This window comes from Streptomyces sp. B93, assembly GCF_018070565.1.
Taxonomy (GTDB): Bacteria; Actinomycetota; Actinomycetes; order Streptomycetales; family Streptomycetaceae; genus Streptomyces.
This window is the reverse complement of record NZ_JAGPXL010000003.1, coordinates 88,073-113,145: the sequence shown is the minus strand read 5'-3', so window position 1 is coordinate 113,145 and position 25,073 is coordinate 88,073. Positions and strand designations below refer to the sequence as shown.

The 25,073-nt window shown below is 72.8% G+C and carries 24 protein-coding genes; 12 read left to right on the top strand and 12 right to left on the bottom strand.

Annotated elements, in window-relative coordinates:
- Window positions 1–33 precede the first annotated feature (33 nt).
- The 6 genes from KBY47_RS04255 to KBY47_RS04230 all read left to right on the top strand — a co-directional run bounded on the left by KBY47_RS04255 (window position 34) and on the right by KBY47_RS04230 (window position 4,275).
- Complete coding sequence (locus KBY47_RS04255) at window positions 34–321, top strand: metal-sensitive transcriptional regulator (RefSeq protein WP_210919521.1); 288 nt, start codon at window positions 34–36, stop codon at window positions 319–321.
- 112 nt (window positions 322–433) lie between these two features.
- Window positions 434–1,522, top strand: a complete 1,089-nt coding sequence (locus KBY47_RS04250) for an S-(hydroxymethyl)mycothiol dehydrogenase (protein WP_210919520.1) — start codon at window positions 434–436, stop codon at window positions 1,520–1,522.
- Window positions 1,522–2,151: an MBL fold metallo-hydrolase gene (locus KBY47_RS04245; protein ID WP_210919519.1), complete on the top strand. Its 630-nt coding sequence runs from the start codon at window positions 1,522–1,524 to the stop codon at window positions 2,149–2,151. The genes KBY47_RS04250 and KBY47_RS04245 overlap by 1 nt, the downstream gene beginning before the upstream one ends.
- A 112-nt stretch (window positions 2,152–2,263) precedes the next feature.
- The gene (locus KBY47_RS04240) at window positions 2,264–3,196 is read left to right on the top strand and encodes an SDR family oxidoreductase (RefSeq protein WP_210919518.1); all 933 of its coding nucleotides are present in this window, start codon (window positions 2,264–2,266) and stop codon (window positions 3,194–3,196) included.
- A 129-nt stretch (window positions 3,197–3,325) separates the two neighbouring features.
- On the top strand, window positions 3,326–4,021 hold the full coding sequence (locus KBY47_RS04235) for a L,D-transpeptidase (RefSeq protein WP_210919517.1): 696 nt from the start codon (window positions 3,326–3,328) through the stop codon (window positions 4,019–4,021).
- A 68-nt stretch (window positions 4,022–4,089) separates the two neighbouring features.
- Window positions 4,090–4,275 (top strand): hypothetical protein, encoded by a 186-nt coding sequence (locus tag KBY47_RS04230; RefSeq protein ID WP_210919516.1) that lies wholly within the window; start codon window positions 4,090–4,092, stop codon window positions 4,273–4,275.
- A 100-nt stretch (window positions 4,276–4,375) separates the two neighbouring features.
- Here KBY47_RS04230 and KBY47_RS04225 read toward each other — a convergent pair whose 3' ends face one another.
- Both KBY47_RS04225 and KBY47_RS04220 read right to left on the bottom strand, forming a co-directional pair.
- On the bottom strand, window positions 4,376–5,752 hold the full coding sequence (locus KBY47_RS04225; protein WP_210919515.1) for a S1 family peptidase: 1,377 nt from the start codon (window positions 5,750–5,752) through the stop codon (window positions 4,376–4,378).
- Between the two features lie 117 nt (window positions 5,753–5,869).
- Complete coding sequence (locus KBY47_RS04220) at window positions 5,870–6,700, bottom strand: SAM-dependent methyltransferase (RefSeq protein ID WP_210919514.1); 831 nt, start codon at window positions 6,698–6,700, stop codon at window positions 5,870–5,872.
- A gap of 108 nt (window positions 6,701–6,808) precedes the next feature.
- On the opposite strand from KBY47_RS04220, the gene KBY47_RS04215 reads away from it, so the two are divergent.
- Entirely contained in the window at window positions 6,809–7,198 is a 390-nt protein-coding gene (locus KBY47_RS04215) for a PPOX class F420-dependent oxidoreductase (protein WP_210919513.1), read from the top strand.
- Window positions 7,199–7,205: 7 nt separating this feature from the next.
- Here KBY47_RS04215 and KBY47_RS04210 read toward each other — a convergent pair whose 3' ends face one another.
- Window positions 7,206–7,601: a Zn-ribbon domain-containing OB-fold protein gene (locus KBY47_RS04210; RefSeq protein WP_210919512.1), complete on the bottom strand. Its 396-nt coding sequence runs from the start codon at window positions 7,599–7,601 to the stop codon at window positions 7,206–7,208.
- Window positions 7,602–7,912: 311 nt separating this feature from the next.
- Between KBY47_RS04210 and KBY47_RS04205 the strand changes: the two genes are divergently transcribed.
- On the top strand, window positions 7,913–8,740 hold the full coding sequence (locus tag KBY47_RS04205; RefSeq protein WP_210919511.1) for a hypothetical protein: 828 nt from the start codon (window positions 7,913–7,915) through the stop codon (window positions 8,738–8,740).
- 21 nt (window positions 8,741–8,761) lie between these two features.
- Here the strand turns inward: KBY47_RS04205 and KBY47_RS04200 are convergent, their stop codons facing one another.
- The gene (locus tag KBY47_RS04200; RefSeq protein WP_210919510.1) at window positions 8,762–9,397 is read right to left on the bottom strand and encodes an ANTAR domain-containing protein; all 636 of its coding nucleotides are present in this window, start codon (window positions 9,395–9,397) and stop codon (window positions 8,762–8,764) included.
- A 129-nt stretch (window positions 9,398–9,526) separates the two neighbouring features.
- Between KBY47_RS04200 and KBY47_RS04195 the strand changes: the two genes are divergently transcribed.
- Window positions 9,527–9,877: a MarR family transcriptional regulator gene (locus KBY47_RS04195; protein ID WP_210919509.1), complete on the top strand. Its 351-nt coding sequence runs from the start codon at window positions 9,527–9,529 to the stop codon at window positions 9,875–9,877.
- Here the strand turns inward: KBY47_RS04195 and KBY47_RS04190 are convergent.
- The 5 genes from KBY47_RS04190 to KBY47_RS04170 form a co-directional block, all read right to left on the bottom strand.
- Window positions 9,852–12,179, bottom strand: coding sequence for a SpoIIE family protein phosphatase (locus KBY47_RS04190; RefSeq protein WP_210919508.1), 2,328 nt, complete (start codon window positions 12,177–12,179; stop codon window positions 9,852–9,854). The two genes, KBY47_RS04195 and KBY47_RS04190, sit on opposite strands and share 26 nt — an antisense overlap.
- 69 nt (window positions 12,180–12,248) lie before the next feature.
- Window positions 12,249–12,812 (bottom strand): antibiotic biosynthesis monooxygenase, encoded by a 564-nt coding sequence (locus KBY47_RS04185; RefSeq protein WP_210919507.1) that lies wholly within the window; start codon window positions 12,810–12,812, stop codon window positions 12,249–12,251.
- A 30-nt stretch (window positions 12,813–12,842) separates the two neighbouring features.
- Window positions 12,843–13,217 carry a hypothetical protein gene (locus KBY47_RS04180; protein ID WP_210919506.1) on the bottom strand — a complete coding sequence of 125 codons (375 nt, stop codon included), beginning with the start codon at window positions 13,215–13,217 and terminating at the stop codon, window positions 12,843–12,845.
- Window positions 13,218–13,460: 243 nt separating this feature from the next.
- Window positions 13,461–14,384: a MurR/RpiR family transcriptional regulator gene (locus KBY47_RS04175; protein WP_210919505.1), complete on the bottom strand. Its 924-nt coding sequence runs from the start codon at window positions 14,382–14,384 to the stop codon at window positions 13,461–13,463.
- A gap of 90 nt (window positions 14,385–14,474) precedes the next feature.
- On the bottom strand, window positions 14,475–16,082 hold the full coding sequence (locus KBY47_RS04170) for a phospholipid carrier-dependent glycosyltransferase (RefSeq protein WP_210919504.1): 1,608 nt from the start codon (window positions 16,080–16,082) through the stop codon (window positions 14,475–14,477).
- A 162-nt stretch (window positions 16,083–16,244) separates the two neighbouring features.
- Between KBY47_RS04170 and pflB the strand changes: the two genes are divergently transcribed.
- The 3 genes from pflB (at window position 16,245) to KBY47_RS04155 (ending at window position 20,053) form a co-directional block, all read left to right on the top strand.
- Window positions 16,245–18,497 carry a formate C-acetyltransferase gene (pflB, locus tag KBY47_RS04165; protein WP_210919503.1) on the top strand — a complete coding sequence of 751 codons (2,253 nt, stop codon included), beginning with the start codon at window positions 16,245–16,247 and terminating at the stop codon, window positions 18,495–18,497.
- Window positions 18,498–18,502: 5 nt separating this feature from the next.
- Window positions 18,503–19,282 carry a pyruvate formate-lyase-activating protein gene (pflA, locus tag KBY47_RS04160; protein WP_210919502.1) on the top strand — a complete coding sequence of 260 codons (780 nt, stop codon included), beginning with the start codon at window positions 18,503–18,505 and terminating at the stop codon, window positions 19,280–19,282.
- A 96-nt stretch (window positions 19,283–19,378) separates the two neighbouring features.
- A complete protein-coding gene (locus tag KBY47_RS04155) occupies window positions 19,379–20,053 on the top strand; it encodes a pyridoxamine 5'-phosphate oxidase family protein (RefSeq protein WP_210919501.1) in 675 nt (224 codons plus the stop codon).
- Window positions 20,054–20,142: 89 nt separating this feature from the next.
- On the opposite strand, the gene adhE is transcribed toward KBY47_RS04155, so the two are convergent.
- The 3 genes from adhE to KBY47_RS04140 all read right to left on the bottom strand — a co-directional run bounded on the left by adhE (window position 20,143) and on the right by KBY47_RS04140 (window position 24,882).
- On the bottom strand, window positions 20,143–22,791 hold the full coding sequence (gene adhE / locus KBY47_RS04150; RefSeq protein ID WP_210919500.1) for a bifunctional acetaldehyde-CoA/alcohol dehydrogenase: 2,649 nt from the start codon (window positions 22,789–22,791) through the stop codon (window positions 20,143–20,145).
- Window positions 22,792–23,603: 812 nt separating this feature from the next.
- Entirely contained in the window at window positions 23,604–23,984 is a 381-nt protein-coding gene (locus KBY47_RS04145) for a hypothetical protein (protein WP_210919499.1), read from the bottom strand.
- Window positions 23,985–24,027: 43 nt separating this feature from the next.
- Window positions 24,028–24,882: a universal stress protein gene (locus KBY47_RS04140; RefSeq protein ID WP_210919498.1), complete on the bottom strand. Its 855-nt coding sequence runs from the start codon at window positions 24,880–24,882 to the stop codon at window positions 24,028–24,030.
- Window positions 24,883–25,073 lie beyond the last annotated feature (191 nt).

Sequence of the window (25,073 nt, the reverse complement as noted above, 5' to 3'; positions counted from 1 at the left end):
ATACCCCCAAGGGTATGTGGAGGAGTGGTGGGCGTGGAGTTGCAGTTCGAGGGCGATGATCTCAAGTCGGTGCTGAACCGGCTCCGGCGGGCCCAGGGGCAGATCTCGGGTGTGATCCGGATGATCGAGGAGGGACGGGACTGCGAGGACGTCGTCACCCAGCTCGCCGCCGCCTCCCGCGCCCTGGACCGGGCCGGGTTCGCGATCATCGCCACGGGGCTCCAGCAGTGCCTCACCGACACCGAGCGCGCGGCGCGTGACGGGGAGACGGCCGAGCAGATGAAGGCCCGCCTGGAGAAGCTGTTCCTCTCGCTGGCCTGACCCGGGACGTCCCTGGCCCGGCCCGCGGCGTGTCCGCGGGGCGGCTGACGTTACTGATCAGTCACGCGTACGGTCGGAGATGACGGATGCCGCCGAGGGAAGGGCCAGCGCCATGGCGCAGGAAGTACGTGGTGTGATCGCACCGGGGAAGGACGAGCCGGTCCGCGTCGAGACGATCGTCGTACCGGATCCGGGGCCCGGGGAGGCCGTCGTCCAGGTGCAGGCCTGCGGCGTCTGCCACACGGACCTGCACTACAAGCAGGGCGGGATCAACGACGAGTTCCCCTTCCTGCTCGGCCATGAGGCGGCCGGCGTGGTGGAGTCCGTAGGCGAGGGCGTCACCGACGTGGCGCCCGGCGACTTCGTGATCCTCAACTGGCGTGCGGTGTGCGGGCGTTGCCGGGCCTGTCTGCGCGGCCGCCCCTGGTACTGCTTCGACACCCACAACGCGAGCCAGAAGATGACCCTCGCCGCCACCGGCGAGGAACTGTCCCCGGCCCTCGGCATCGGCGCGTTCGCCGACAAGACGCTGGTCGCGGCGGGCCAGTGCACCAAGGTCGACCCCGGCGTCTCCCCGGCCGTCGCCGGACTGCTGGGCTGCGGTGTGATGGCCGGGATCGGCGCCGCGATCAACACCGGGAACGTCGGCCGAGGCGACACGGTCGCCGTGATCGGCTGTGGCGGCGTCGGGGACGCGGCGATCGCGGGCGCGAACCTCGCCGGAGCGGCGAGGATCATCGCCGTGGACATCGACGACCGCAAGCTGGAGCTGGCCCGCCGGATGGGTGCCACCCACACCGTCAACTCGGCACAGACCGACCCGGTCGAGGCGATCCGCGACCTCACCGGCGGCTTCGGCGCCGACGTCGTCATCGAGGCCGTCGGCCGCCCCGAGACGTACCAGCAGGCGTTCTACGCCCGCGACCTCGCGGGCACGGTCGTGCTGGTCGGCGTGCCCACCCCCGAGATGAAGCTCGAACTGCCGCTCCTGGACGTCTTCGGCCGCGGCGGCGCCCTCAAGTCCAGCTGGTACGGCGACTGTCTGCCCTCCCGCGACTTCCCCATGCTCATCGACCTGCACCAGCAGGGCCGCCTCGACCTCGGCGCGTTCGTCACCGAGACCATCCAGCTCGACGAGGTGGAGAAGGCGTTCGAGCGGATGCACGCCGGTGACGTGCTGCGCTCGGTGGTGGTGCTGTGATGGCCGCCCGCATCGAACGCCTCGTCACCCACGGGCAGTTCAGCCTCGACGGCGGCACCTGGGACGTCGACAACAACGTCTGGATCGTCGGCGACGACACCGAGTGCGTGGTCATCGACGCCGCCCATGACGTCGACGCCATCGCCGCCGCCGTGGGCGACCGGCGCCTCACCGCGATCGTGTGCACCCACGCCCACAACGACCACATCGACGCCGCGCCCGCGCTGGCCGACCGCACCGGCGCGACGATCTGGCTGCACCCGGACGACCTGCCGCTGTGGAAGCAGACCCATCCGGACCGCGACCCCGACGCCCACCTCCAGGACGGCCAGATCATCGAGGCGGCGGGCGCCGACCTGACGGTCCTGCACACCCCCGGCCACGCGCCCGGCGCGATCTGCCTGTACGACCCCGGCCTCGGCGCGGTCTTCACCGGCGACACCCTCTTCCAGGGCGGGCCCGGCGCGACCGGCCGGTCCTGGTCCCACTTCCCGACGATCATCGACTCCATCCGCGACCGGCTGCTCACCCTGCCGCCCGGCACCAAGGTCCTCACCGGCCACGGCGACGCCACCACCATCGGCGCCGAGGCCCCGCACCTTCAGGAGTGGATCGACCGGGGCCACTGACGCCAGGCACGCCCCTTCGGGCGACCGCCACGGAAAAGGCGACAGAAGATGTCCGGCTTCCCGGCCACCCTGGTCCACGCAGGGATCACCACGACACCGGGAGGCCGGACACATGGCAACCGCACGGACGGGCAGGGCCGAACTGACGGGCAAGGTCGCACTGGTCGCGGGAGCGACCCGGGGAGCGGGACGGGGCATCGCCGTGGAACTCGGCGAGGCGGGCGCCACCGTCTACGTCACCGGCCGCACCACCCGCGACCGCCGCTCCGAGTACGACCGCCCGGAGACCGTCGAGGACACCGCCGACCTGGTCACCGCGGCAGGGGGACGCGGCATCGCCGTACCCACCGACCACCTCGACCCGGCGGCCGTGCGCGCCCTGGTGGCGCGCATCGATGACGAGCAGGGCCGCCTCGACGTCCTCGTCAACGACATCTGGGGCGGCGAGAAGCTCTTCGAGTGGGACAGCCCCGTCTGGGAGCACGACCTCGACAACGGACTGCGGCTGCTGCGCCTCGCCGTGGAGACCCACGCCGTCACCAGCCACCACGCCCTGCCGCTGCTGCTGCGCCACCGGGGCGGACTCGTCGTCGAGATGACCGACGGCACCGCGGAGTACAACCGCGACAACTACCGCAACTCCTTCTTCTACGACCTCGCCAAGTCGGCCGTGCTGCGCATGGCCTTCGCGCTCGGCCATGAACTCGGCCCGCGCGGCGCCACCGCCGTCGCGCTGACCCCCGGCTGGATGCGCTCGGAGATGATGCTGGAGGCGTTCGGCGTCCGCGAGGACAACTGGCGCGACGCCCTGGCGAAGGTCCCGCACTTCGCCATCTCCGAGACCCCGCGCTATGTCGGCCGGGCCGTCGCCGCCCTCGCCGCCGACCCCGGCGTGGCCCGCTGGAACGGCGGCTCCCTGTCGAGCGGGCAGCTCGCCCGGGAGTACGGCTTCACCGACCTCGACGGCAGCCGCCCCGACGCCTGGCGCTACCTCGTCGAGGTCCAGGACCCGGGCCGCCCGGCGGACACCACCGGCTACCGCTGACGGTTGTCGCTGACGGGGTCGCACGCGCGTGTGATGAGTCCCACCAAAGTGGACGGACCGGCCGTACAACCTCATGCCCCCACAATCGGTCTAGCTCACCGACACCCGTATCGAGAGGCAAGGATCGCCATGGGGGACACACGCAGACGGGCAGCCGTCGTACTCGGCGTCACCGCACTGGTGGCGCCGGTCGCCGTCGTCGCGAACGCCGGCACCGCACAGGCCGCGAGCTGTACGACGCAGGCGGGGCCGTATCAGAAGCAGGTCGAGAAGTTCCTCGGACGGCCGGTCGACGGCAAGCAGTCGACGGCCGACTGCAAGGCGATCCAGGCCTTCCAGACCAAGCACGGCATCAAGCCGAACATCGGCTACGCCGGTCCGGTCACCTGGGGTGTGATGGACCTCATGCTCAAGCAGAAGGCGGTCGGGAGCAACCCCAACAAGGCGGGGAAGTGCCCGGTGAACAAGGGCCGGATCGCCTGTGTGAACCTCACCCTCCAGCTCAGCTGGATCCAGGACGGCAAGAAGCTCGTCTACGGCCCCGTGCCGGTGCGCACCGGCCGCGACGGGTACGAGACCCGCACCGGCCTGAAGAAGATCTACTGGCGCAACATCGACCACGTCTCCACCATCTACGACGTGCCCATGCCCTACAGCCAGTTCTTCGACGGCGGCCAGGCCTTCCACTCCGCGAACCTCAGCATGTGGAACCCGCCGGGCTCGCACGGCTGCGTCAACATGACGACCGCCACGGCCAAGAAGTACTGGTCGCTGCTGAAGAAGGGCGACGACGTGTACGTGTACGGCCGCAAGCCCGGCACGTGACCAGCAACACGGTCCGAAATGCCCGGTTCGCTGCTGAATACTCACAGCGCCTTCACGTCGGGACTCGTATGCTTCACGGCATGTCCACCACTGTTGAACCCCTCTCCGAGCGATCGGCCGCGGAGGTCAACGAGGAGATCCGGGCCCTGTGGCGCCGATCGGGCGGGACACTCAACACGGAGCAGCGCGCCGAGTACCAGCGCCTGGTGATGGAGTGGGCCGCCGCGGCCCCGCAGTCGGCGCGCGCCGCCTGACACTCCGTGCGGGCGGCCCCGCGCCGCCCCCCTGATGCCCCTCCGGTCACCCCGCGGGCGAGACCACCGTCACCCGGCGCCACCCATGGCGCCGGGGCAGTCATCCCCAGGTCGCCGAGTAGTGCCGCTGATAGGCCTTGCGGTCCTGCTCCGCCCGGATCCACCGGGTCGCCACCAACGCGATCAGACTGCCCCCGACGACCAGCAGACCGGGCCCGACGTTGCGCGGGTCCGACAGCCGCGACAGCAGCGCCGTCGCCTGTACGCCCCCGTCCACCGGGGCCGACGAGCCCGGCGACGCGGCACCGGGCGCCACCGCGTTCTGCGTGGGCGTGGCGGACGGCTCCGCCGACGACCCCTGGGCGCCCGCCTGTTGCGGTGCCGCCACGATCAGCTTCAGGTTGAGCGCGGACAGCGCCGTGGTGACCGGCTGGAAGAACGTCGTACCACCCGTCGTGCAGTCGCCGCTGCCGCCCGAGGTCACCCCGAGCGCGATCCCCTCCGCGAACAACGGGCCCCCGCTGTCGCCGGGTTCGGCGCACACGTCCGTCTCGATCAGGCCGCTGACCGTGCCCTCCGGGTAGTTGACCGTGGCGTCCAGCGCGGTCACCCGGCCGTCCCGCAGCCCCGTCGTGCTGCCGCTGCGGAACACCCGCTGCCCGACCGCCGGATCACCGAGGCCGGTGATCCGCACCCCGCGTCCGGCGCCCACGGCGACCACGTCGGCGCCGTCGCCCGCCCGGCCGTCGGCGTACCGGATCAGGGAGTAGTCGTCGCCGGGGAAGCTCTGCTCGACCGTACGGCCCACCTGCTCGCGGCCCCGGTTGTCGGCGAACCACACCGAACCGCCGGGCCCGCAGTGCCCGGCGGTCAGGATGAAGTCGCGGCTGCCGTCGGTGACGTTGAACCCGGCCGAGCAGCGCCCGGCCGTCGACAGGATCTGCTGCGCCCCGTTCAGCCGGGTGGTGAAGGTGCCCTCGGTGCGTTCCATGCGCACGGAGCCGCCCAGGGACTCGGCGAGGTCGGTGAGCCGCGACCAGTCGGTGGCGGAGACGGTGCTGTCCCCGCGTACCACCACCTCGTTGGAGCGGTAGTCCACCGCCCACGCCGTGCCCGCCACCCGGGGGGCCGAGCGCAGCGCGGCCGTGGCCGACTCCAGGTCGCTCATGCTGTTCCGGACGACCTTCGCCGCCGCGCCCGCCGAGCGGACCTCGGTGGCCGCCTCCCGGTCGGTGACGGCGACGACCGGCCGTCCGTCGTCGCCGATCCAGCTGCCCGCCGTACGGGAGGTCCCGAGCCGGTCCAGGAGGTCCGCGCCGGGCGCGGCCTCGGTACCGGCCGCAGCGCGCGGCAGGGCGGACACGGGAGGGGTCTCGTCGGCGACGGCCCGGGTGACCATCACGGTGCCCAGGAGAAGTCCCCCGACGGCCGTGAGCCGTGTCACCCGCCGGACGATCCGTCGTCGTGCGTGCCTCATGCATGGCTCCCGAACCCCGGACACACGGCGTGAGCGCCGCGGGGCGCTCCGGTCGTCGAGCGCCCCCTGTCCATACGTGCCGGGGCCCGGGGGTGTTCACCGCGCCGGGCGGTCGGCTCAGTTCTTCCGCGCCACCCCGCCGAACATGGCGACCTCCTCCGGCTCCGGACCGTCCGCGGGCTCGGGGCGCCAGCGCGAGCAGGACACCACCCCGGGTTCCAGGAGTTCGAGGCCGTCGAAGAACCGGGTCACCGCTTCGGGGGTGCGCTGGGTCAGCTTCGGGGTGCCGTGCTCGTTCCAGAACCGCACGGCCTCGTCCACGTCCGGCATGGCCGGGCTGGTGATGGTGTGTGACAGCACCAGGTGGCTGCCCGCGGGCAGCGCGTCCATCAGCCGCCGCACCAGGCCGTACGGGTCCTCGTCGTCGCCGATGAAGATGACCACGCCGAGCAGCACCAGCGCCACGGGCCTGCTGAGGTCCAGGGTCTTCGCGGCGTGCTCGAGGATCGTGTCGACGTTGCGCAGATCCTCGTCGAGGTAGTCGGTACGGCCCTCGGGCGTGCTGGTCAGCAGGGCGCGGGCGTGCGCCAGCACCAGCGGGTCGTTGTCGACGTAGACGATCCGTGACTCCGGGGCGAGGCGCTGGGCGACCTCGTGGGTGTTGTCGGCGGTCGGCAGCCCGGTGCCGATGTCCAGGAACTGGCGGATTCCGGTCTCGCCGACCAGATGGCGCACGGCCCGGCCCAGGAACAGCCGGTCCGCGCGGGCGTACTCACCGATGCCGGGGTGCAGTGCGCGGATCTGGTCGCCCGCCGCCCGGTCGACGTCGTAGTTGTCCTTGCCGCCGAGCCAGTAGTTCCAGATCCGCGCCGTGTGCGGCTGGTTGGTGTTGATGCGCTCGCGCAGCGTCTCGGCGACGCCGTCCGTCGCGGCCGGGTTCTCGGTCACGGGTCAGCTCCTGGAGTGCCTGGTGCCGTGTGCAGGGGTCAAGGAGCAATCTAGACGCCGGGGTTCACCTGGGACTGCCGGATCGGACTCCCGGATTAGACTCCCGGGATGGACGAGACGCTGCTGAAGCAGCTCGGCGACGGCAAGTACCTCCTGCTGATCAGCCACCGCAAGGACGGCACGGGCGTGCCCACCCCGGTGTGGGTGGTCCGCGACGGGGACGAGGCGCTGGGCGTGTGGACGGTCGCCGACTCCTGGAAGGTCAAGCGGATCCGGCGCCGCGCCGACGTCCGGGTCGCCGCCTGCGACCTGCGGGGCAACCCCCTCGGCCCGGAGTACCCGGCCACCGCCGAGATCTGCGACGCGGCCACCGCGGCCCGCTACCGCAAGCTCATCGCCCGCAAGTACGGCATCGTCGGCCGCCTCACCCTGCTCGGCAGCAGACTGCGCCGGGGCGCGTCCGGGACCGTCGGGGTCCGGGTGACCCCGGAGTCCTGAGACCGGGTCAGGTCCAGGGCCGGTAGGGCTCGTCGACCAGCTGGAACACCGGCTCGCCGCGGACCGGGTCCTTGGCGGTGGACAGCCGTACCCGGTCGCCGCTGTGGATGCCGACGGGCGGGCCCATGACCCGGCCGCGCACCACGAAGCCCTCGGCCATCTCGATCAGGGAGACGTTGCGCGCGGCGGGCGTGTTGCGGTGCAGCACGGTGGAGTGGCGGACCGTGCCGATGCCCTCGCTGCGCTCCGTCCGCAGATCGCTGCCCTGGCAGACCGGGCACAGCAGCCGGTGGTACATGGCGGTGCCGCACCAGGCGCAGCGCTGGTAGACCAGGGTCTCCGCGTCGGGTGCGGCGTGGTCGAGGACGCCTGCGGCGGTCTTGTGTCCTGTGTGGTGGTACACGCTGGTCAACTCCCTGCGCTCGGCCGGAAATCCCACGTGCGCGGCTCACCCGTGCACGGACGTGCCCGGTCGCCGTGCCACCGTGCACGCCCACAATGTATGGCACTGAGTGTCAGTCGTAAAGGGACTCGGTACCACTCATTCGGGCCTCAGTCGCAAACGGTGGGTCGTCGACGCGCCACCCCTTGGGACGGCCCTGTCCAGCCGAGATGAAGGTCGTGGCACTGAGTGCCGTACGGCGAGGGTGGTGAGGGTCGTCATCCGGCACGGCCTAGCCTTTCGGGACCGTTCCGCGCCCCTGGGAGAGCCGTATGCCGTCCGCCCGCCCCCGCCTGCTCTATGTGACCGACCTGGCGTATCCGGCGCGCGGGCGCCGCTACTGCGACGAGGACATCCACCTCACCGCCCGGCTCCGCGAGGACTTCGACCTCGCGCTGTGCCATCCCCGGGACGCCCGGGCCCTGATGGACGCCTTCGACGCCGTGGTCGTCCGCAACAGTGGGCCGGTGCTCGGGTACCAGGAGGCCTACGAAGCGTTCCGCGCCCACGCTCTCCGCACCGGGGCCCGGGTCTACAACCCCCTCACCGGCCGCGCCGACATGGCCGGCAAGCAGTACCTGCTCGACCTGACCGTCGCGGGCTTCCCCGTCATCCCCACCGTGGACAGCGCGGCGGACCTGCACCGGCTGCCGCCCGCCGAGCGGTACGTGGCCAAGCCGCGGCTCGGCGCCGACTCCATCGGCCTGCGCGTCGTGTCCGCCGGGGAGCTGCCCGCGCTGACCGACGGCACCGTACTCGTCCAGCCCCGCGTGGACTTCGCCTACGAGGTCTCCTTCTACTTCGTCGACCACGACTTCCAGTACGCGCTGTACGCCCCCGACCGCGACCGGCGCTGGCGGCTCCAGCCGTACGAACCCACCCCCGGCGACCTGGAGTTCGCCCGGCGGTTCATCGCCTGGAACGGTATCGGGCACGGGATCCAGCGAGTCGACGCCTGCCGCGCGCCGGGCGGTGAACTCCTGCTGGTCGAGCTGGAGGACCTCAATCCGTACCTGTCCCTCGATGCCCTCCCGGACGCGGGGCGGGACGCCTTCGTCGAGGCGTTCAGGGCGTCGCTGCGGCGCTTCCTCGCCGTCTGAGCCGGGCCCACGGCGCCCGGCTCAGACGGCCTCCGGGTCCGGCTCCCTGACCCGGGCCACCGCCGCGGCGACCTGGCGCTGCACGGCGTCCGGCAGCGGATCGCCCTGGACGGCGGTCACCAGGTCGTCGGCGAGGCGGTGCAGCTTGGTGTTGGTGTTCTGGGACGCCGTCACGAGCACGTCCCACGCCTGGTCCGGGCTCAGTCCGAAGGACGCCATGAGCACACCCCTGGCCAGATCGATGACCGGCCGGGTCTGCATGGCCCGGCGCAGCTGGACCACCTCGACCCCGAGGCTCCGGCCGCTCTCGCCGCCCGGCGGCGCCGGGGTGAACAGGCCGAGCGTGCCGGTCAGCGCCAGCAGCCGTCCGGCGGCGGGACCGGCGGCCCGGACCGCGACGGTCTTCCCGTCGGCCATGGCCTCCTCGCGCACCGTGAGGAAGGTGTTGAGGGTCGAGCAGTCGCAGAACTCGACGGCCGTGAGGTCGAGGTCCACGCCCTCCTCCGCGTCGGCCACCGCCACGCGCAGCGCCTTGGCCAGCTCCTCGTCCACCGAAAGGCCCAGTTCCCCGCGGACCGTGACGAGCGCGCGCGTGCCCTCGTCACGGATGTCGACCAGCTCTGACGGGGGCGACGCGCAACGCGCAGACTCCGGCATGGCTGCCTCTCCCTCGTGATGTCCGCCGTACGGCTCCAGGCTCACCCGAGAGGGAAGAACACGTCAAGAGATACAGGAAATCGAATTCAGGTTTTTGTATGCGGGAATGTCAGGTCGTATGCTGGCCACATGGGTGGAGCGCCTGAGTCGCATACTGGATGGACCTTTCTCACCAATCACGCGCGCGTGCTGGCCGCCATCGCCGACGATCAGAACGTCCGCATCCGTGACATCGCGGCACACTGCCGCCTCACCGAGCGGGCCGTGCAGAAGATCATCGGCGACCTGGAGCGGGACGGCTACCTCTCCCACACCAGGGAGGGCCGCGGGAACATCTACCGCATCGATCCGGCGAAAGTGCTGCGCCATCCGGCCGAGTCGGGGCTGACCGTGGCCGCCCTGCTCTCGCTGCTGGCCCAGGACGAGGCCCACCGCTTCCAGGAGGGCGGCGCGGCTAGCACGGACCGTCCGGCACCCTGATGTCGAGCACGCACACGTCGTCACGCCGCTCCGCCTCGCCCTCCAGCATCGTCGCCAGCAACGGGCTCAGCGAGCCGGGTACCTCCCGCTGAGGGGCCCCGGCGGCCTCCGCGAGCCGCCGCAGACCGACGTCGATCAGTTCGCCGGGCCGCTCCACGAGACCGTCGGTGTACAGCAGCAGCCGGTCGCCCGGTTCCAGTCGGCACTCCGCCTCCTCGAACCACGGCGTGGCCGCCGCCCCGAGCAGCATGCCCGCCGGGCGGTCCAGATAGCGCACCTCGCCGCCCCGCTTCAGCAGCGGCGGCGGATGCCCCGCCTGCGCCCACACCAGCCGCCGCTCGTCGGGGTGGTAGCGGGCCAGCACCATCGTCGCCGTGCCGTGGGCGTCGTGGGCGTGCAGCAGCAGGGTGTTGAGACGGGTGAGCGCACCGGTCGGTGACGAGCCCGTGCTCACCATGCCCTTGGTGGTGAACCGCAGCTGGGCCATGGTGGCGACCGCGTCGACGCCGTGCCCGGCGACGTCGCCGACCACGAACAGGGCGGTGCCGTCGGGCAGTTCGACGGCGCTGAACCAGTCACCGCCGACGTGCAGCCCCGACTGGGCGGGCAGATAGGCCACTTCGACCCGGAGCCCGGCCAGGTGCAGCGGCTGCCTGCGCGGCAGCGGCAGCAGCGCGTGCTGGAGCCGCCCCGCCAGCGCCCGTTCGGCCTGGAGGACGCCGTGCTGCACCAGGATGGCCCGCTCGCTCTCCACCAGGGCCAGCTCCGCGCTGCGCTGCGCCGTCAGGTCCTGCACGAAGCCGTGCACCTCGACGGGTGTCCCGTCGGCGTCCGTCACTGCCTCGGCGACGGCCCGCAGATGCCGTACCGCTCCCGCCGAGCGGACCCGGAACGGCACGTCCAGCGGTCGCCCCTCGCTCAGCAGGGCCGAGACGGCGCGGCTGAACAGCGGCCGGTCCTCGGGCACGGCCAGGTCCGGCAGGGCGACGAGCGGCAGCGGCCCGTCGGCGGGATCGAGACCGAGGACGGCGTGGACCTGGTCCGACCAGAGCGCCTCCTGGGTGACCAGGTTCCAGTTCGCCCAGCCGAGGTTGCCCAGCCGCTGCACGTCCGCCAGCCGCTGCTCCTGCCGTTCCGGCGCGTCGACCCGGGTCCAGCTGACGACCAGTCCGTCGCCCAGCCGCTCGGCGCGCACCACGTACCCGGCCGCGCCCTCCTGCCCGGCGAACGGCCCGCCCGTGTACGGCTCCGCGGTGTCGAGGGTGTGCCGCAGACCCGGCCACAGCGCGTCGGGCGGCACCGGCGGACGGCACTCCCTCAGCCGAAGCCCGGTCTGCGGGTTCCCGGTCGCGCCCAGGAGGTCGGCCGCCTCCGGGGTGACGGCGACGACGCGGTAGTCCTCGATCCGGCCGGTCGCGGTGCGCAGCGGGCGCAGCAGCGTCACGGCGCCCGGCAGCGCCTCGAACACCGCCGCCACCGCGTCCAGCGCCGCCCCGGCCCCGTCCACCGGTCCGGCGCCGAGGGTACGCAGCCGTCCGGCGCACAACTGGGCCGCCGCCCGCAGCAGTTCCCGGGCGTCCGGGCCGAACGGCCCGCCGCTCTCCCGCAGCACCCCGACGGAGGCCTCCGCGGCCTCTCCGGACGGCACCGGCAGCCAGGCGCTGGACCGCCAGTTCCCGGGCGGGTCCCCGATGAGCAGCCGTCGCTCCTCGTCCCCGGCGAGGTCCTCCAGCCAGCGCGGTTCACCGGTGCGCAGGGTGTCCAGCGGGGCGAGGCCACCGAGCGGCGGTGTCTGCCGCCAGCGCGCGGTCACCGCGTCGTCGAGCCCGGCGTGCCCGGCGAGTTCGACGCCCCCGGCGGGCAGCCGCGCCCAGACGATGACGGCGTCGGCGCCCAGCCGGCTCCGGAGGTGCTCGAGGAGGCACCCGGCCAGCTCCCGCCGGGTGCGGACCCGCAGGAGGTCCTCGCCGAGGCGGGCCAGCACGCCGGACGGGTCACGGGTGACGGGCGGATCGGGACGGTGGGCGCCGCCCCCGGGGCCGGCCGCGGGGTCGCCGAGCGCGCGGGGCGTACGCGGGACCAGGCCGCCGAGGGTGATCCAGCACTGTTCGATCAGGGTGCGGTGCCCGGCCTTCGCGCGCTGCGACAGCTCCTCGACGGCGGCGTCCGCGGAACAGCCGGTGAGCGCCATGATCGCGCCCTTGGCACGCTCCAGGACGGCCGACGTCGCGGCGGTCTCCACCGCGCCGCCGTGCTCCGGGGGGAGAACCGGCTCGCTGCTCACGGATCGAGCATGGCACATGGAGCGGGCACCGGTCGCGGCCTTGTCCGCACCCGCTCGGGACCGGCCCGGGCAGCGCGTTCCGGCCGGTCAGCGTTCCGGTGACCGGTACAGCCACTGCCGCAGCGCCCGGCTGAGCCCCGGCATGACCAGATAGGTGAGCAGGGGCAGCAGCAGGATGGGGAAGACGGCGGCGCGCAGGGGCAGCGGCCAGTCCTGGGTGTGCGGTGTGATCAGCCACTGGATCAGGAACGTGAAGGGGTAGGCGCCCAGGAACGTGGTGAGCACCATCTTCCAGCGGGGCGGCGGCCGGACCGTCGTACCGGGCAGGCCGAACCAGGTCTCCAGGCCGGTCGTCGACTGCCGTTCGCTGCTGATCTCCGTGGCGATGCCCTCGATCCTGGCGTGCCACTCGGCCCGCTGCTCGGAGTCCAGCCAGGTGGTGAGGCGGTGGGTGTCGCTGAAGCGCAGGACCACGTGGTACCGGTGGCCGTTCTCCGGCCGCAGCCAGGCGACGCCCTCGTTGCCCGGGAACTCCTGGGCGCACTCGGTGATCCCGTGCGCCCACTCCTCGAACGCCCGCTCCCGGCCCGGGCGCACCCGCCAGGTGAGGACCGTGGTCACGGGCTCGTGGTGCGGCTGGGTGGCGCTCATGCCCCCCAACGGTGCCACAGCGGGCCCCGGTCAGCGCCCCGAGTTGTGGTCCGCCAGGGCCTGGGTGACGGCGCGGATGCTGCGGGCGATGTGCTGGAGCTGGAGCACCTCGGCGGCGTAGAGCTTGATGGTGTGCTCGATGGCCTGTTCGTGCAGGCCCAGCCGGGGGAGGTCGGCGCGGGCGGTCTGGAGGGCGGTGCGGGCGATCCGGATCTCCTGCTGGACCTGGATCTGGGCATGCCGGGCGAGCAGCACGGGGTGGCGGAGGAACGCCGGGTAGCCGGCGTAGCGCGCGGGCACCAGTTCGCGCAGCCACTTGGCCGCCGAGCGTTCCCAGTCGTAGCTGCCGGGGGTCTTGACCTGGCAGGGCCAGTCCGGGCTGGTGCGCGTGGACGTCAGGGGCATGGATCACTTCCGGTGTGGGTCTGGGGGCGACCCCGGCCTAGGGGATGACCGGGGTCGCGCCACGGGCGCTTGAGCACCCTGGTGCCGACGTGGGTAGGGGACGCCGACATCCGCGAGCAGTATTTATATATGCCATCGTCTTGGCAAGACGCATGAAAACATTCATGCGAGAAATGTGCGGAACGGTCCCCGTGTGTCCCCGTATCACCCCGGGGGGGTGCTCACTCCGTGGTCAGTCCCCGCTCACTCCCGCAGGAAGAACTGGTTCTGCTCCGCGATGTGCTCGTACGCCTCCAGCCGCGCCTGCGTGCGCTCCGGATCGGCGTCGGTCATGGCCTGGAGCAGCGCGGCGGCCATCACTCCCGGCGCCGCGTAGGAGTCGAAGACCAGCCGTGACCCGGTCCCGGTGGCGAAGGTGACATCGGCCTCGTCGACCACCGGACCCAGCGCCAGGTCGGTGATCAGCACCACCCGCAGCCCCGCCTCCCGCGCCACCCGCACCGCGGTCAGCGTCTCCTGGGCGTGCCGGGGCAGCGAGAACGCCAGCACCCAGGAGCCGCCCGCCTCCCGGGACTGGAGCAGCGCGTCGTAGGCGACGGTTCCGCCGCGCGTGACCAGCCGGACGTCGGGGTGGATACGGCGGGCCGCGTACGCGAAGTACTCGGCGAGCGACGCGGAGATCCGCAGCCCCAGCACGGTCAGCGGCGTCGACGCCGACAGCTCCCGGCCGATGCCGATCACCCGGTCCGGGTCGGCGAGGTCCCGGCGCAGGTTCTCCAGGTTCTCGATCTCGGCGTCCACCGCCGCCTGGAGTTCGTTGCCGCCGTAGTCCTCGGCCGCCGCCGGGCCCTGCGCGAGGGTGCCCAGCGCGATCGACTGGAGCTTCTCCCGCAGCGCCGGGTAGCCGCTGAAGCCGACCGCCGCCGCGAACCGGGTCACCGACGGCTGGCTGACCCCCGCCCGGTCCGCGAGATCCGTGATCGACAGGAACGCCGCCTCGGTGAGGTTCTCGATCAGGTACTGGGCGATGCGCCGCTGCCCGGGCGAGAGCCGGGGCCGGTCGAAGAGCGCCCGGAGCCGGGAGGCCGGGGCGGCCTCCGCCTCCGGAACGGACTTCCCCGAGGTGATCGCGGATGCCTGTGCGCGTGCCTGTTGCGGCGATGGCACCGGTGCCTCCCTTTGTCTCCAAGGAGTTTTCAACATAGCTCACCGGCCACGCTGACCAGGCTCGTATCCGAGGCGGAGGGCGGCCCGGACTCAACGGCGGTACAGCGTGATCGAGTAGCCCACCCGGTCCACCTCACGGCTGTCCGCCAGCAGTTCGGCCAGCCGCCCGCGCGCCTTGGCGGCCGCCGAGTCCGACACCACCAGCAGCCCGCGCACCGCGGCCACCGGCACCCGGCGCGGGTCCTCGGCGTCGATGCCGTACGCCGACGGCACCCCGCTGCCCTTGTAGACCAGCCAGACCCGCTCGCCCGGGTACCGCTCCCGCAGGCGGTCGGCGAGGCGGCCCAGGTCCTGGCCCCAGTCCACGTTGGAGTCGTGCAGATGGCGCCGGGTCGCCGCCGGACCCCCGAACGCCTCGTTGGAGTACGGCAGATAGAAGGGGTACGCCCGCAGCGAACCCACCGCCACCCACACCACCAGCGCCCCCGTCACCACCGGCGTCCACCGCCACCGCACGGCCGCCGTGCAGCCCGCCGCCACCGCCAGGAACATCGGCAGGAACACCGCGTACCGGGTGCCGAAGTCCCGCGACCCCGCCATCGCCGCCGCCAGCAGCACGCCGGCGGGCACCAGCAGGTACGGCGCCGCGGGCCGCAGCCGCCGTACCGCCACCACCGTCACCGCACCGGCCGCCCACAGCGCGAGCATCCCCAGCGGGGTCTTCACCAGCAGCGCGGCGGGCAGGTAGTACCACAGCGAGCCGTCGTAGACCCGGCCGAACAGGAACCCCTGCCAGGGGTGGTTCTCCAGCGCGAACTGGATGCGCATGCCGTCCCGGTACGCCTCCGGGAACGGCAGCAGCGCCACCAGAAGACCGCGCCGCCCGGCCACCACAGGCACCCGCTGCCGCGGCTCCCAGCCCAGCCGGGGATCGGCCAGCAGGTACGCCGCCCACACCACGGCGACCGCGGCCACCGCCACCACCACCGCGCCCAGCACCGCCCGGCGCCACCGCCGCGGCCCCACCGACAGCACCGCGAGACCCAGCACCACCGGTACCGCCGCGAGCGCGCTCATCTTGGTGGCCACCGCCGCCCCCAGCGCCAGCCCGGCGAGCGGCAGCCACCGCCGGGGCCGCTCCCGGGCCCGCCACACCAGCCACACCGACGTCAGCAGGAACCCGGCCGCGGGCACGTCCAGGGTGGCCAGCGAACCGTGCGCGATCACGTCGGGGGAGAAGGCGTACAGGGCCAGCGCCGTCAGACCGCCCAGGGTGCCCGCGAGTTCCCGGGCGAAGGCGAGGACCACCAGACCGAACAGCAGCGTCAGCACGATCACCGGCAGCCGCGCCGCCAGCATCAGCCGCCCGGGATCGTTCCCCGACTCGTACAGCAGATGCCGCCCCCACGCCCCCTGCCCGCCGGTGAAGTCCGCCCCGTCCACCCGCGCGCCCGAGAACGCCACCCCCGCCGCGACGACCAGCTTGCCCAGCGGCGGGTGTTCGGCGTTGTGCCGCAGCCCCTGGCCGTGCACGTAGTCCGCGGCGGCGCCCACGTACACCGGCTCGTCGATGGTCGGCGTCTGCCGCACCGCGGCCGTCACCATCGCCACCGTCATCTGGGCCAGCAGCAGGGCCACCACGAGGGGCACCAGCCACCTGCGGGCGCGCCCCGAGCGGAGTAGTTCCGGACGCCACATGGACCCCACCCTCCCATCCCGCCCCCGGCGGGCCGAACGTCCCGGCGGAGAGGACCGATGGCGGGCCGTCCTGCCCCGGTCGGCCCTCCTCGCCCGGGCGCCCCGGGAAGGAGCATCGACGGTGTGGGGAGACACCCACGTCAGGAGAGAGGAAGACCTGCGATGACGGCGGCAGCGAAGGACCCGGCGGCAGGGGCATGGCGCGGCTTCTCCGGAGCGCGGTGGCGTGACCAGATCGACGTACGCGACTTCATCCACGCCAACTACACGCCCTACGAGGGCGACGCGGCGTTCCTGGCCGGGCCCACCGAGCGCACCCGCACGGTGTGGGAGAAGGTGAGTTCGCTCTTCCCCGAGGAGCGGCTGCGCGGCGTCTACGACGTCGACACGGCGACCCCGTCCACGATCACCTCGCACGCGCCCGGCTACATCGACCAGGACCGTGAGCTGGTCGTCGGACTCCAGACGGACGCCCCGCTCAAGCGCGCGATCATGCCCAACGGCGGACTGCGCATGGTGGAGAACGGACTGCGGGCCTACAGCTACGAGCCCGACCCCTTCGTCCAGAAGGTCTTCGGCACCTACCGCAAGACCCACAACGACGGCGTCTTCGACGCCTACACCCCCGACATGCGGGCCGCCCGCAAGGCCGGGATCATCACCGGGCTGCCCGACGCGTACGGCCGCGGCCGGATCATCGGCGACTACCGGCGCGTCGCCCTCTACGGCACCGACCGGCTGATCGCCGCCAAGCGCGCCGAGCGCGCCCTGCTGGACGCCCGCCCGTCCACCGAGCACGTCATCCGCGACCGCGAGGAACTCGCCGAGCAGATCCGCGCCCTGGACGAGCTGCGGCGGATGGCCGCCACCTACGGCCACGACGTCACCCGTCCCGCCGCGACCGCGCACGAGGCCGTGCAGTGGCTCTACCTCGGCTATCTGGCCGCCGTGAAGGAACAGAACGGCGCCGCGATGTCGCTGGGCCGCACCTCCACGTTCCTCGACGTCTACCTCCAGCGGGACCTCGACGCCGGCACCATCGACGAGGAGCGCGCCCAGGAGCTGATCGACGACTTCGTGATCAAGCTGCGGATCGTGCGCTTCCTGCGCACCCCCGAGTACGACGCCCTGTTCTCCGGTGACCCCACCTGGGTCACCGAGTCCATCGGGGGCATCGGCGCCGACGGCCGCCCGCTGGTCACCCGCACGTCCTTCCGCTTCCTCCAGACCCTCTACAACCTCGGCCCGGCCCCCGAGCCCAACCTGACCGTGCTGTGGTCGCCGCGGCTGCCGGACGGCTTCAAGGAGTTCTGCGCCCAGGTGTCCATCGACACCAGCGCCGTCCAGTACGAGTCCGACGAACTGCTGCGCCCGCACACCGGCGACGACACCGCGATCGCCTGCTGTGTCTCGGCGATGGCGGTCGGCAAGCAGATGCAGTTCTTCGGCGCCCGCGTCAACCTCGCCAAGGCCCTGCTCTACGCCGTCAACGGCGGCCGCGACGAGATGTCCGGTGAGCAGGTCGCCCCCGAAACGCCCGCGCTGACCGGGGAGTACCTCGACTACGACGAGCTGTCGGCGGCGTACGACAAGGTGCTGGACTGGCTCGCCGAGACCTACGTCGACGCGCTCAACGTCATCCACTACATGCACGACAAGTACGCCTACGAGCGCCTCGAGATGGCCCTGCACGACCACCCCGTGCACCGCTTCATGGCCTGCGGCATCGCCGGGCTCTCGGTCGCCGTGGACAGCCTCTCCGCGGTCAGGCACGCGCGCGTGAAGGTCGTCCGCGACGACACCGGTCTCGCCGTCGACTACGTCACCGAGGGCGAGTACCCGGCCTACGGCAACAACGACGACCGTGCCGACGCGCTCGCCGTCGACCTGGTGGAGACCTTCATGGCCAAGGTGCGCAAGCACCCGACCTACCGGGACGCCGAGCACACCCAGTCCGTGCTCACCATCACCTCCAACGTCGTCTACGGCAAGCACACCGGCAACACCCCCGACGGCCGCCGTGCCGGAGCACCCTTCGCCCCCGGCGCCAACCCGATGAACGGCCGCGACAAGCACGGCGTCGCCGCCTCCGCGCTGTCGGTGGCGAAGCTGCCGTTCGAGCAGGCCAAGGACGGCATCTCGCTGACCACGACCATCACCCCGCAGGGGCTCGGCAACCACCCCGGCGACCGCGCCCACCACCTCACCGGCATCCTCGACGCCTACATGTCCGCGGGCGGGTTCCACATGAACGTCAACGTCCTGGACCGGGCCACCCTGGAGGACGCCATGGAGCACCCGGAGAAGTACCCCGAGCTGACGATCCGGGTCTCCGGATACGCCGTCAACTTCGTCCGGCTCACCCGTGAGCAGCAGCTCGACGTGATCAGCCGCACCTTCCACGGATCGCTGTGAACGCCATGGACACCGGTACCGATGTGAACGTCCCGCCCGGGTCGGTCCCCGGGCGGGCCGTGCACGGCCGGATCCACTCCTGGGACCTGTCCACCGGCGTGGACGGTCCCGGGACCCGGTTCGTGCTCTTCGTCAGCGGCTGCCCGCTGCGCTGCCTGTACTGCGCCAACCCCGACACCTGGCACATGCGCGACGGCAAGGACACATCCGTCGACGAGGTGATGGCCGAGATCGACAAGTACCGCGCCTTCCTCACCACCGCCGGCGGCGGGGTCACCGTCACCGGCGGCGAGGCCCTGCTCCAGCCCGCCTTCACCGGCGCCCTGCTGCGCCGCTGCAAGGAGGCCGGACTGCACACCGCCCTGGACACCTCCGGCTTCCTCGGCGCCCGCGCCTCCGACGCGCTGCTCGCCGACACCGACCTGGTCCTGCTCGACATCAAGTCGTTCGACGTCGACACCTACCGCAAGCTCACCGGCGGCGAACTCGCCCCCACCCTGTCCTTCGCCACCCGCCTGGACCGCCTGGGCAAGCGGATGTGGATCCGCTACGTCCTGGTCCCCGGCTGGACCGACGACCCGGAGGCCATCGACGGCCTCGCGCGGTTCGTCGCCGGGCTCGGCTCGGTGGAGCGCGTGGACGTCCTGCCCTTCCACAAGCTGGGCGCGGGCAAGTACGAGGCGCTCGGCTTGCCCTTCCCGCTGCGGGACACCCGGTCCCCGGACCCCGCGCTGGTCGAGCGCGTCCGCGAGCAGTTCCGGGCGCACGGTCTGACCGCCTGCTGAACCGACCGGATGAAAAACTGAAGAAACGGGCATTTTCGCACCGGCGTCCCCGAGGACGGCCGGTGCGCACCCATTGTCGAACGGAGGTGACGGGCCATGACCGCACAGGCACCGACGCAGGGGGCGCAGTCCCACCCGCTGGGGGATCTCGGACGCCGCCTCGCCCAGCGGCGCGCGGAGGTCGGGCTGACCCGGACGCAGGCCGCCCTGCGGGCCGGGATGGCGCCGAGCTACCTGCGGTACCTGGAGGAGCGGCCCGGGGCCGCCCCGGACGCGGGTGTGCTGCTCAGGCTGGCGGGCGCGCTGGACACCACCCTGAGCGAGCTGACCGGCGGCGCGAGCGACCTGCCGCCCGGCATCGGCCAGGCCTCACCCCACGCCGAGTTCACCGAGCTGACCGAGCGGGAGTGCCGGGAGCTGCTGTCCACCCACGGAGTGGGCAGGATCGCCGTGAACACCTGGGAGGGCCCGGCCGTCGTGCCGGTCAACTACGCGGTCTTCGACGGCGCGATCGTCTACCGGACCGCGCCGGGCAGCACGCCCGCGCTGGCCGTCGGCCGCCGGGTCGCCTTCCAGACCGACCACATCGACGAGGCGTTCAGCCGGGGCTGGAGCGTCCTGGTGCGCGGTGACGCGGCGGCCGTCGCCGACCCGGCCGTTGCGCGACTGCTCGACGAGCGGGCGTACAGCCTGCCCTGGGCGGGCCGCGGGCGGGACCTGTGGGTGCGCGTGGAGCCCCGGCTCGTCACCGGCCGCCGCATCATGACCTGACCCGCCGGCCGTACGAGCCGACCGTACGACGGGGAACGCCCCGGTGGCGAGGCCACCGGGGCGTTCCCGTTGCGGGACGCGGCGGGGTGTCAGTACGCCGCCCGCATGATCTCCTGCATGTCGTCCAGCATCGGCATCCGCGGGTTGGCGGGCGCGCACTGGTCCTCGTAGGCGTTCAGGGCCTGCTGCGGCAGGGCCGCCATGAACGCCTTCTTGTCGACGCCCATGGCGCCGAACGACGGCTCGATGCCCACCGCGTCCCGCAGCCGCTCCACCGCCGCCGCCAGCGACTCCACGGCCTCCTGCGGGGTGGCCGCGGGCAGGCCCAGCGCGACGGCGATCTCCTGGAAGCGCTCCGGTGCCCGGTAGTTCTCGTACTTGGGCCAGCCCGTCAGCTTCGTCGGGACGGTGCCGTTGTAGCGGATGACGTGCGGCAGCAGCACCGCGTTGGTGCGGCCGTGCGCCACGTGGAAAGTCGCGCCCAGGGTGTGCGACATGGCGTGCACGATGCCGAGGAAGGCGTTGCCGAAGGCCATGCCCGCGATCGTCCCCGCGTTGTGCATCTTCTCCCGGGCCTCCGCGCTGCCCGCCCGGTCGTTCACCGCCGCCTCGATGTTGCCGAAGATCAGCCGGATCGCGTGCAGCGCCAGGCCGTCGGTGAAGTCGTTGGCGTACACCGAGACATAGGCCTCGATGGCGTGGGTCAGCGCGTCGAAACCGCTGTCGGCGGCGAGCGCCGCAGGCAGTTCCGTGGTCAGCAGCGGGTCCACTATGGCCACGCTGGGCGTGAGCGCGTAGTCCGCCAGCGGGTACTTCTTGCCCGTCGCCGGGTCGGAGATGACCGCGAACGGCGTCACCTCGGCGCCGGTGCCGGAGGTGGTCGGCACGCACACCAGCCGGGCCAGCTTGCCCAGCTCGGGGAAGCGGAAGGCACGCTTGCGGATGTCGGAGAACTTCTGCCGCATGTCGGCGAAGTCGACGTCGTTGCCCGCCGCCTGCTGCTCGTACAGCAGCCACATCACCTTCGCCGCGTCCATCGGCGAACCGCCGCCGAGCGCGATGATCGTGTCCGGCCGGAAGTCGCCCATCAGCCGGGCGCCGCGGCGCACCGAGTCGATGCTCGGCTCCGGCTCGACATTGTCGATGACCTGCACGGTGACCGGCTCACGGCGGCGCTGGAGCACCCGGTTGACCCGGTCGACGTAGCCGAGGCGGGTCATGGTCGCGTCGGTGACCACCGTGACCCGGTGCACGTCCGGCATGGAGGTCAGATAGCGGATCGCCTGCGGCTCGAAGTAGATCTTCGGCGGCACCTTGAACCACTGGAGGTTGTTCCGGCGCGTCGACACCCGCTTGACGTTCAGCAGCTGCGCGGCCGAGACGTTGTTGGACACCGAGGTTCCTCCCCAGGAGCCGCAGCCCAGCGTCAGCGAGGGCAGCAGGCCGTTGTAGATCCCGCCGATGGCACCCTGCGAGGAGGGGGCGTTGACGATGACGCGGACGGTCTTCATCCGGCCGCCGTACGCCTCGGCGAGGGCGCGGTCCTCGGTGTGGATCACCGCGGTGTGGCCCTGGCCGTGGAAGGCGATCATGTCGGCGGCCAGGTCGAAGCCGTGCTTGTCGTCCTCGGCGCGCAGCACCGCCAGCACCGGGCAGAGCTTCTCGCGGGTCAGCGGCTCGTCCGGGCCGACGCGAGCGGCCTCGACGAGGATGATCGAGGTGTCCTTCGGCACGCTGAACCCGGCCCGCTCGGCGATCCACGCCGGGCTCTGCCCCACGGCCGCCGCGTTGACCTTGGGTTCGCAGCCGCCGCCCTTCTTCTTGTCGACCGGGAACAGGAAGGCCTCCAGCTTCGCCTTCTCCTCCGGGGTCGCCAGGTGGGCGTGCAGGCGCCGGAACTCGTCGAGCGCGGCGTCGTAGATCTCGGTGTCGAGGATCGCCGCCTGCTCGGAGGCGCAGATCATGCCGTTGTCGAACGACTTCGACAGCACCAGGTCGTTGACGGCCCGGCGCAGCTTGGCGCCGCGGTGCACATAGGCGGGCACATTGCCCGCACCGACCCCGAGGGCGGGCTTGCCGGCCGAGTAGGCGGCCTGGACCATGGCGTTGCCGCCGGTGGCGAGGATCAGGGAGACGCCCGGGTGGTGCATCAGGGCGTTCGTCGCCTCCAGCGACGGCGTCTCGATCCACTGCACACAGGCCTCGGGAGCGCCCGCCGCGACGGCCGCGTCCCGTACGACGCGGGCGGCCTCGGCGCTGCTGCGCTGCGCGGAGGGGTGGAAGGCGAACACGATGGGGTTGCGGGTCTTCAGCGCCATCAGCGCCTTGAAGATCGTGGTGGAGGTCGGGTTGGTGACGGGCGTGATCGCGCAGACCACTCCCACCGGCTCCGCGATCTCGACCATGTCGTCGATGTCGTCGCGGGCGATGACGCCGACCGTCTTCATCGGGCCCATGCTGTGGGTGACGTGTTCGCAGGCGAACATGTTCTTGGCGGCCTTGTCCTCGAAGACGCCGCGGCCGGTCTCCTCGACCGCGAGCAGGGCCAGCGCCGTGTGCCGGTCCAGGGCGGCCACCGAGGCCTTCTTGACGATCCGGTCGATCTGCTCCTGGTCGAACGCGTCGTAGTCGGCCAGGGCCTTGAGCCCCGCGTCGACCAGCCGGTCGACGGCGACCGCGATGTCGGTCGGCGCGTCGGCCGTGGCCTCGTCAGGGATGCCGACGTCGTGCCGGGTCATGGATGCCTCCGCTGCTGCACTGTCAGTGCCGCCGGAACCGCCGACGGCGTACGGGTGGGAGGACATCGCGGGGGATCGACGCCCTCCCGACTCCTACTCTTCCGCTCCCGGGCCCGCCGCCGGAGGTGCCGATGGTCCCCTCCACGGCTCTGACCGTCCCGTCCTGCGGGGGCCTGTCGGACCCGCCGGGCCGGGCCCTTCCGGGCCATCACGCGGGGCTGGGCAGCGCGGAGGGCCGGGCGGGCGGGCGGCACCGGGTGAGCGCGCGGGGCTGGGCGAGTGTCCAGGGCCTGGCCGTCACGGAGCGTCGGGCGGATGCGGAGGGCTGGGCGGACGCGGGAGGCCGGGCCGAGACGCAGGGGCGGGCTGACGTGCGAGCCCGGGCCGCCGCCGCGCAGGTGGGACGGGGCTGGGTCGATGCGCGGGGCCGGGGCAGCGCGGAGGGCCGGGCGGGCGGCACCGGGTGAGCGCGCGGGGCTGGGCGAGTGTCCAGGGCCGGGCTGCCACGGAGCGCCGGGCGGACGTGGCGGGCTGGGCGGACGCGGGAGGCCGGGCCGAGACGCAGGGGCGGGCTGACGTGCGAGTCCGGGCCGCCGCCGCGCGGGGGAGGGCGGGCACGCGAGCGCGGGTGGGCACGGGGCCGGGCCGACGCGTGAGGCCGGGGCAGTGCGGAGGGCCGGGCCCCAGTGGGCCCCGCCCTCCCCGCCGTGGTGCGGGCCCCTAAGCGGCGGGCCCCCCCCCCCACCGCGGCGGGCGCCGGGGGCTGGGCCGGGCCTAGGTGGGCCCGGCCCACCGCGCAGTGGTGCGGGCCGCTACGCGGCGGGCCCGCCCCGCCACGGCGGCCGGGTCGCCGTGCGGCGGGCCGCCTCGCCGCGGTGGGTCAGCCGGTCGACCCGGGTGCGCAGCAGGTCGTGCAGACGGTCCGCGAGTTCCCGGGCGGACGGCTCCTCGTCATGTACGACGATCAGGTCGCCGCCGATCCGGATCTCACCGCCCGCGGACCACGGTGCCGTGGTGTGCGACGCCGTCGCCCTGGCGATCCGCACCTCACCGGTCACGGCGGGCAGCCCCGGCCGGTCGAGCGCGGAGCCGACCTTGTCGCGGAGGTAGGCGAGGTCCTCCTCGGGCACCTCGCCACGGGTCCGCACCCGCACTCCCGCGGTGCCCTGCGCCGCGCCGTTCCTGCTGGTCATGTGGGTCTCCTGGTGATCGTTCGATGGATGGTGCGCCCATGGGTCAGTCGTGCGGGACGACGGCCACCGGGCACGGTGCGTGGTGCAGGGCCGCGTGGGTGACCGGGCCCAGCCGCCACGGCTGGTGCGGACGCCGGCGGCGTCCGACGACGACGAGACGTCCGTGCGCCGACGCCGACAGCAGCACCGGGGCCGCCGAGCCCACGGCGGTCTGCTCGACCACGGGGACGTCCGGGTACTTCTCCCGCCACGGCTCCAGCGCGGCGCACAGCCGTTCGGTCTCCGCCGTGCCCTCCCCGACGCCGGGGCGCCAGGACGGTGGCATGGCGCGGACCGCGCGGATCCGGCCGCCCTGCGACTGGGCCTCCGCGAAGGCCAGCTCCAGCAGCGGTTCGGAGTCGGGCCCGGGGTGCTGCACGCCGACCACGATGTCGTCGTGGCCGTCGGCCGCCGGGTGCCCCCAGCCGCTCTCCACGGTCGGGTCGTCGGCCCGCACGGTGACGGCCGGGCAGCGCGCCAGGCTCAGCACGTGCAGGCTGATCGAGCCGAGCAGGAAGCTCGCCACGGACCCGTACCCCCGGCTGCCGAGGACCAGCAGGTCGCAGTCCCCGCTGCGGTCCAGCAGGGCCTCGGCCGCGGTCTCCGCGACCAGCTCGGAGGTGACGGTCAGCCCGGCGTGGCGGTGCAGCAGCTCCGCCTCCGTGCGGTGCAGCACGGCACGTCCGTAACGCTGTTTGCTGCGCGCTTCCTGCGCGACGGGCACGTCCAGCGGCTGGGTCGTCCAGGAGTGCAGCAGCACCAGCGGGCGGTGCCGGTCCAGGGCCGCGTGGGCGGCCCACCATGCGGCGGTCACGCTCGCGGGGGAGCCGTCGAGTCCGACGACTACGGGTGCGGTCATGGCCCACCTCCAGGTCCGTGCGACGGGAGACGCGGTGGCGAGAGCCGTGGCGCCCGCCGTCGCCCTTCTCCTCCAGCGTGGTCGTCGCGCCGCCGCCGGGGCAGGGCCGTTCGGTGTGTCCCTGGGGACCGTCCGGCCCCTGCGGGCCGCACCGGGGCCGACCGAGGGTGGAGGAAGTGACGGGCCGCTCG

Bases quoted from the DNA above. Each gene is read 5' to 3' on its own strand.
- KBY47_RS04215 (WP_210919513.1), top strand. From the start codon at position 6,809: ATGGACGAGACGCTGCTGAAGCAGCTCGGCGACGGCAAGTACCTCCTG.
- KBY47_RS04205 (WP_210919511.1), top strand. From the start codon at position 7,913: ATGCCGTCCGCCCGCCCCCGCCTGCTCTATGTGACCGACCTGGCGTAT.
- KBY47_RS04145 (WP_210919499.1), bottom strand. From the start codon at position 23,984: ATGACCAGCAGGAACGGCGCGGCGCAGGGCACCGCGGGAGTGCGGGTG.
- KBY47_RS04195 (WP_210919509.1), top strand. From the start codon at position 9,527: ATGGGTGGAGCGCCTGAGTCGCATACTGGATGGACCTTTCTCACCAAT.
- KBY47_RS04185 (WP_210919507.1), bottom strand. From the start codon at position 12,812: ATGAGCGCCACCCAGCCGCACCACGAGCCCGTGACCACGGTCCTCACC.
- KBY47_RS04155 (WP_210919501.1), top strand. From the start codon at position 19,379: ATGACCGCACAGGCACCGACGCAGGGGGCGCAGTCCCACCCGCTGGGG.
- KBY47_RS04170 (WP_210919504.1), bottom strand. From the start codon at position 16,082: ATGTGGCGTCCGGAACTACTCCGCTCGGGGCGCGCCCGCAGGTGGCTG.
- KBY47_RS04250 (WP_210919520.1), top strand. From the start codon at position 434: ATGGCGCAGGAAGTACGTGGTGTGATCGCACCGGGGAAGGACGAGCCG.
- KBY47_RS04190 (WP_210919508.1), bottom strand. From the start codon at position 12,179: ATGTGCCATGCTCGATCCGTGAGCAGCGAGCCGGTTCTCCCCCCGGAG.
- adhE (WP_210919500.1), bottom strand. From the start codon at position 22,791: ATGACCCGGCACGACGTCGGCATCCCTGACGAGGCCACGGCCGACGCG.
- KBY47_RS04200 (WP_210919510.1), bottom strand. From the start codon at position 9,397: ATGCCGGAGTCTGCGCGTTGCGCGTCGCCCCCGTCAGAGCTGGTCGAC.
- KBY47_RS04230 (WP_210919516.1), top strand. From the start codon at position 4,090: ATGCTTCACGGCATGTCCACCACTGTTGAACCCCTCTCCGAGCGATCG.
- KBY47_RS04245 (WP_210919519.1), top strand. From the start codon at position 1,522: ATGGCCGCCCGCATCGAACGCCTCGTCACCCACGGGCAGTTCAGCCTC.
- pflA (WP_210919502.1), top strand. From the start codon at position 18,503: ATGGACACCGGTACCGATGTGAACGTCCCGCCCGGGTCGGTCCCCGGG.
- KBY47_RS04235 (WP_210919517.1), top strand. From the start codon at position 3,326: ATGGGGGACACACGCAGACGGGCAGCCGTCGTACTCGGCGTCACCGCA.
- pflB (WP_210919503.1), top strand. From the start codon at position 16,245: ATGACGGCGGCAGCGAAGGACCCGGCGGCAGGGGCATGGCGCGGCTTC.
- KBY47_RS04225 (WP_210919515.1), bottom strand. From the start codon at position 5,752: ATGAGGCACGCACGACGACGGATCGTCCGGCGGGTGACACGGCTCACG.
- KBY47_RS04140 (WP_210919498.1), bottom strand. From the start codon at position 24,882: ATGACCGCACCCGTAGTCGTCGGACTCGACGGCTCCCCCGCGAGCGTG.
- KBY47_RS04180 (WP_210919506.1), bottom strand. From the start codon at position 13,217: ATGCCCCTGACGTCCACGCGCACCAGCCCGGACTGGCCCTGCCAGGTC.
- KBY47_RS04240 (WP_210919518.1), top strand. From the start codon at position 2,264: ATGGCAACCGCACGGACGGGCAGGGCCGAACTGACGGGCAAGGTCGCA.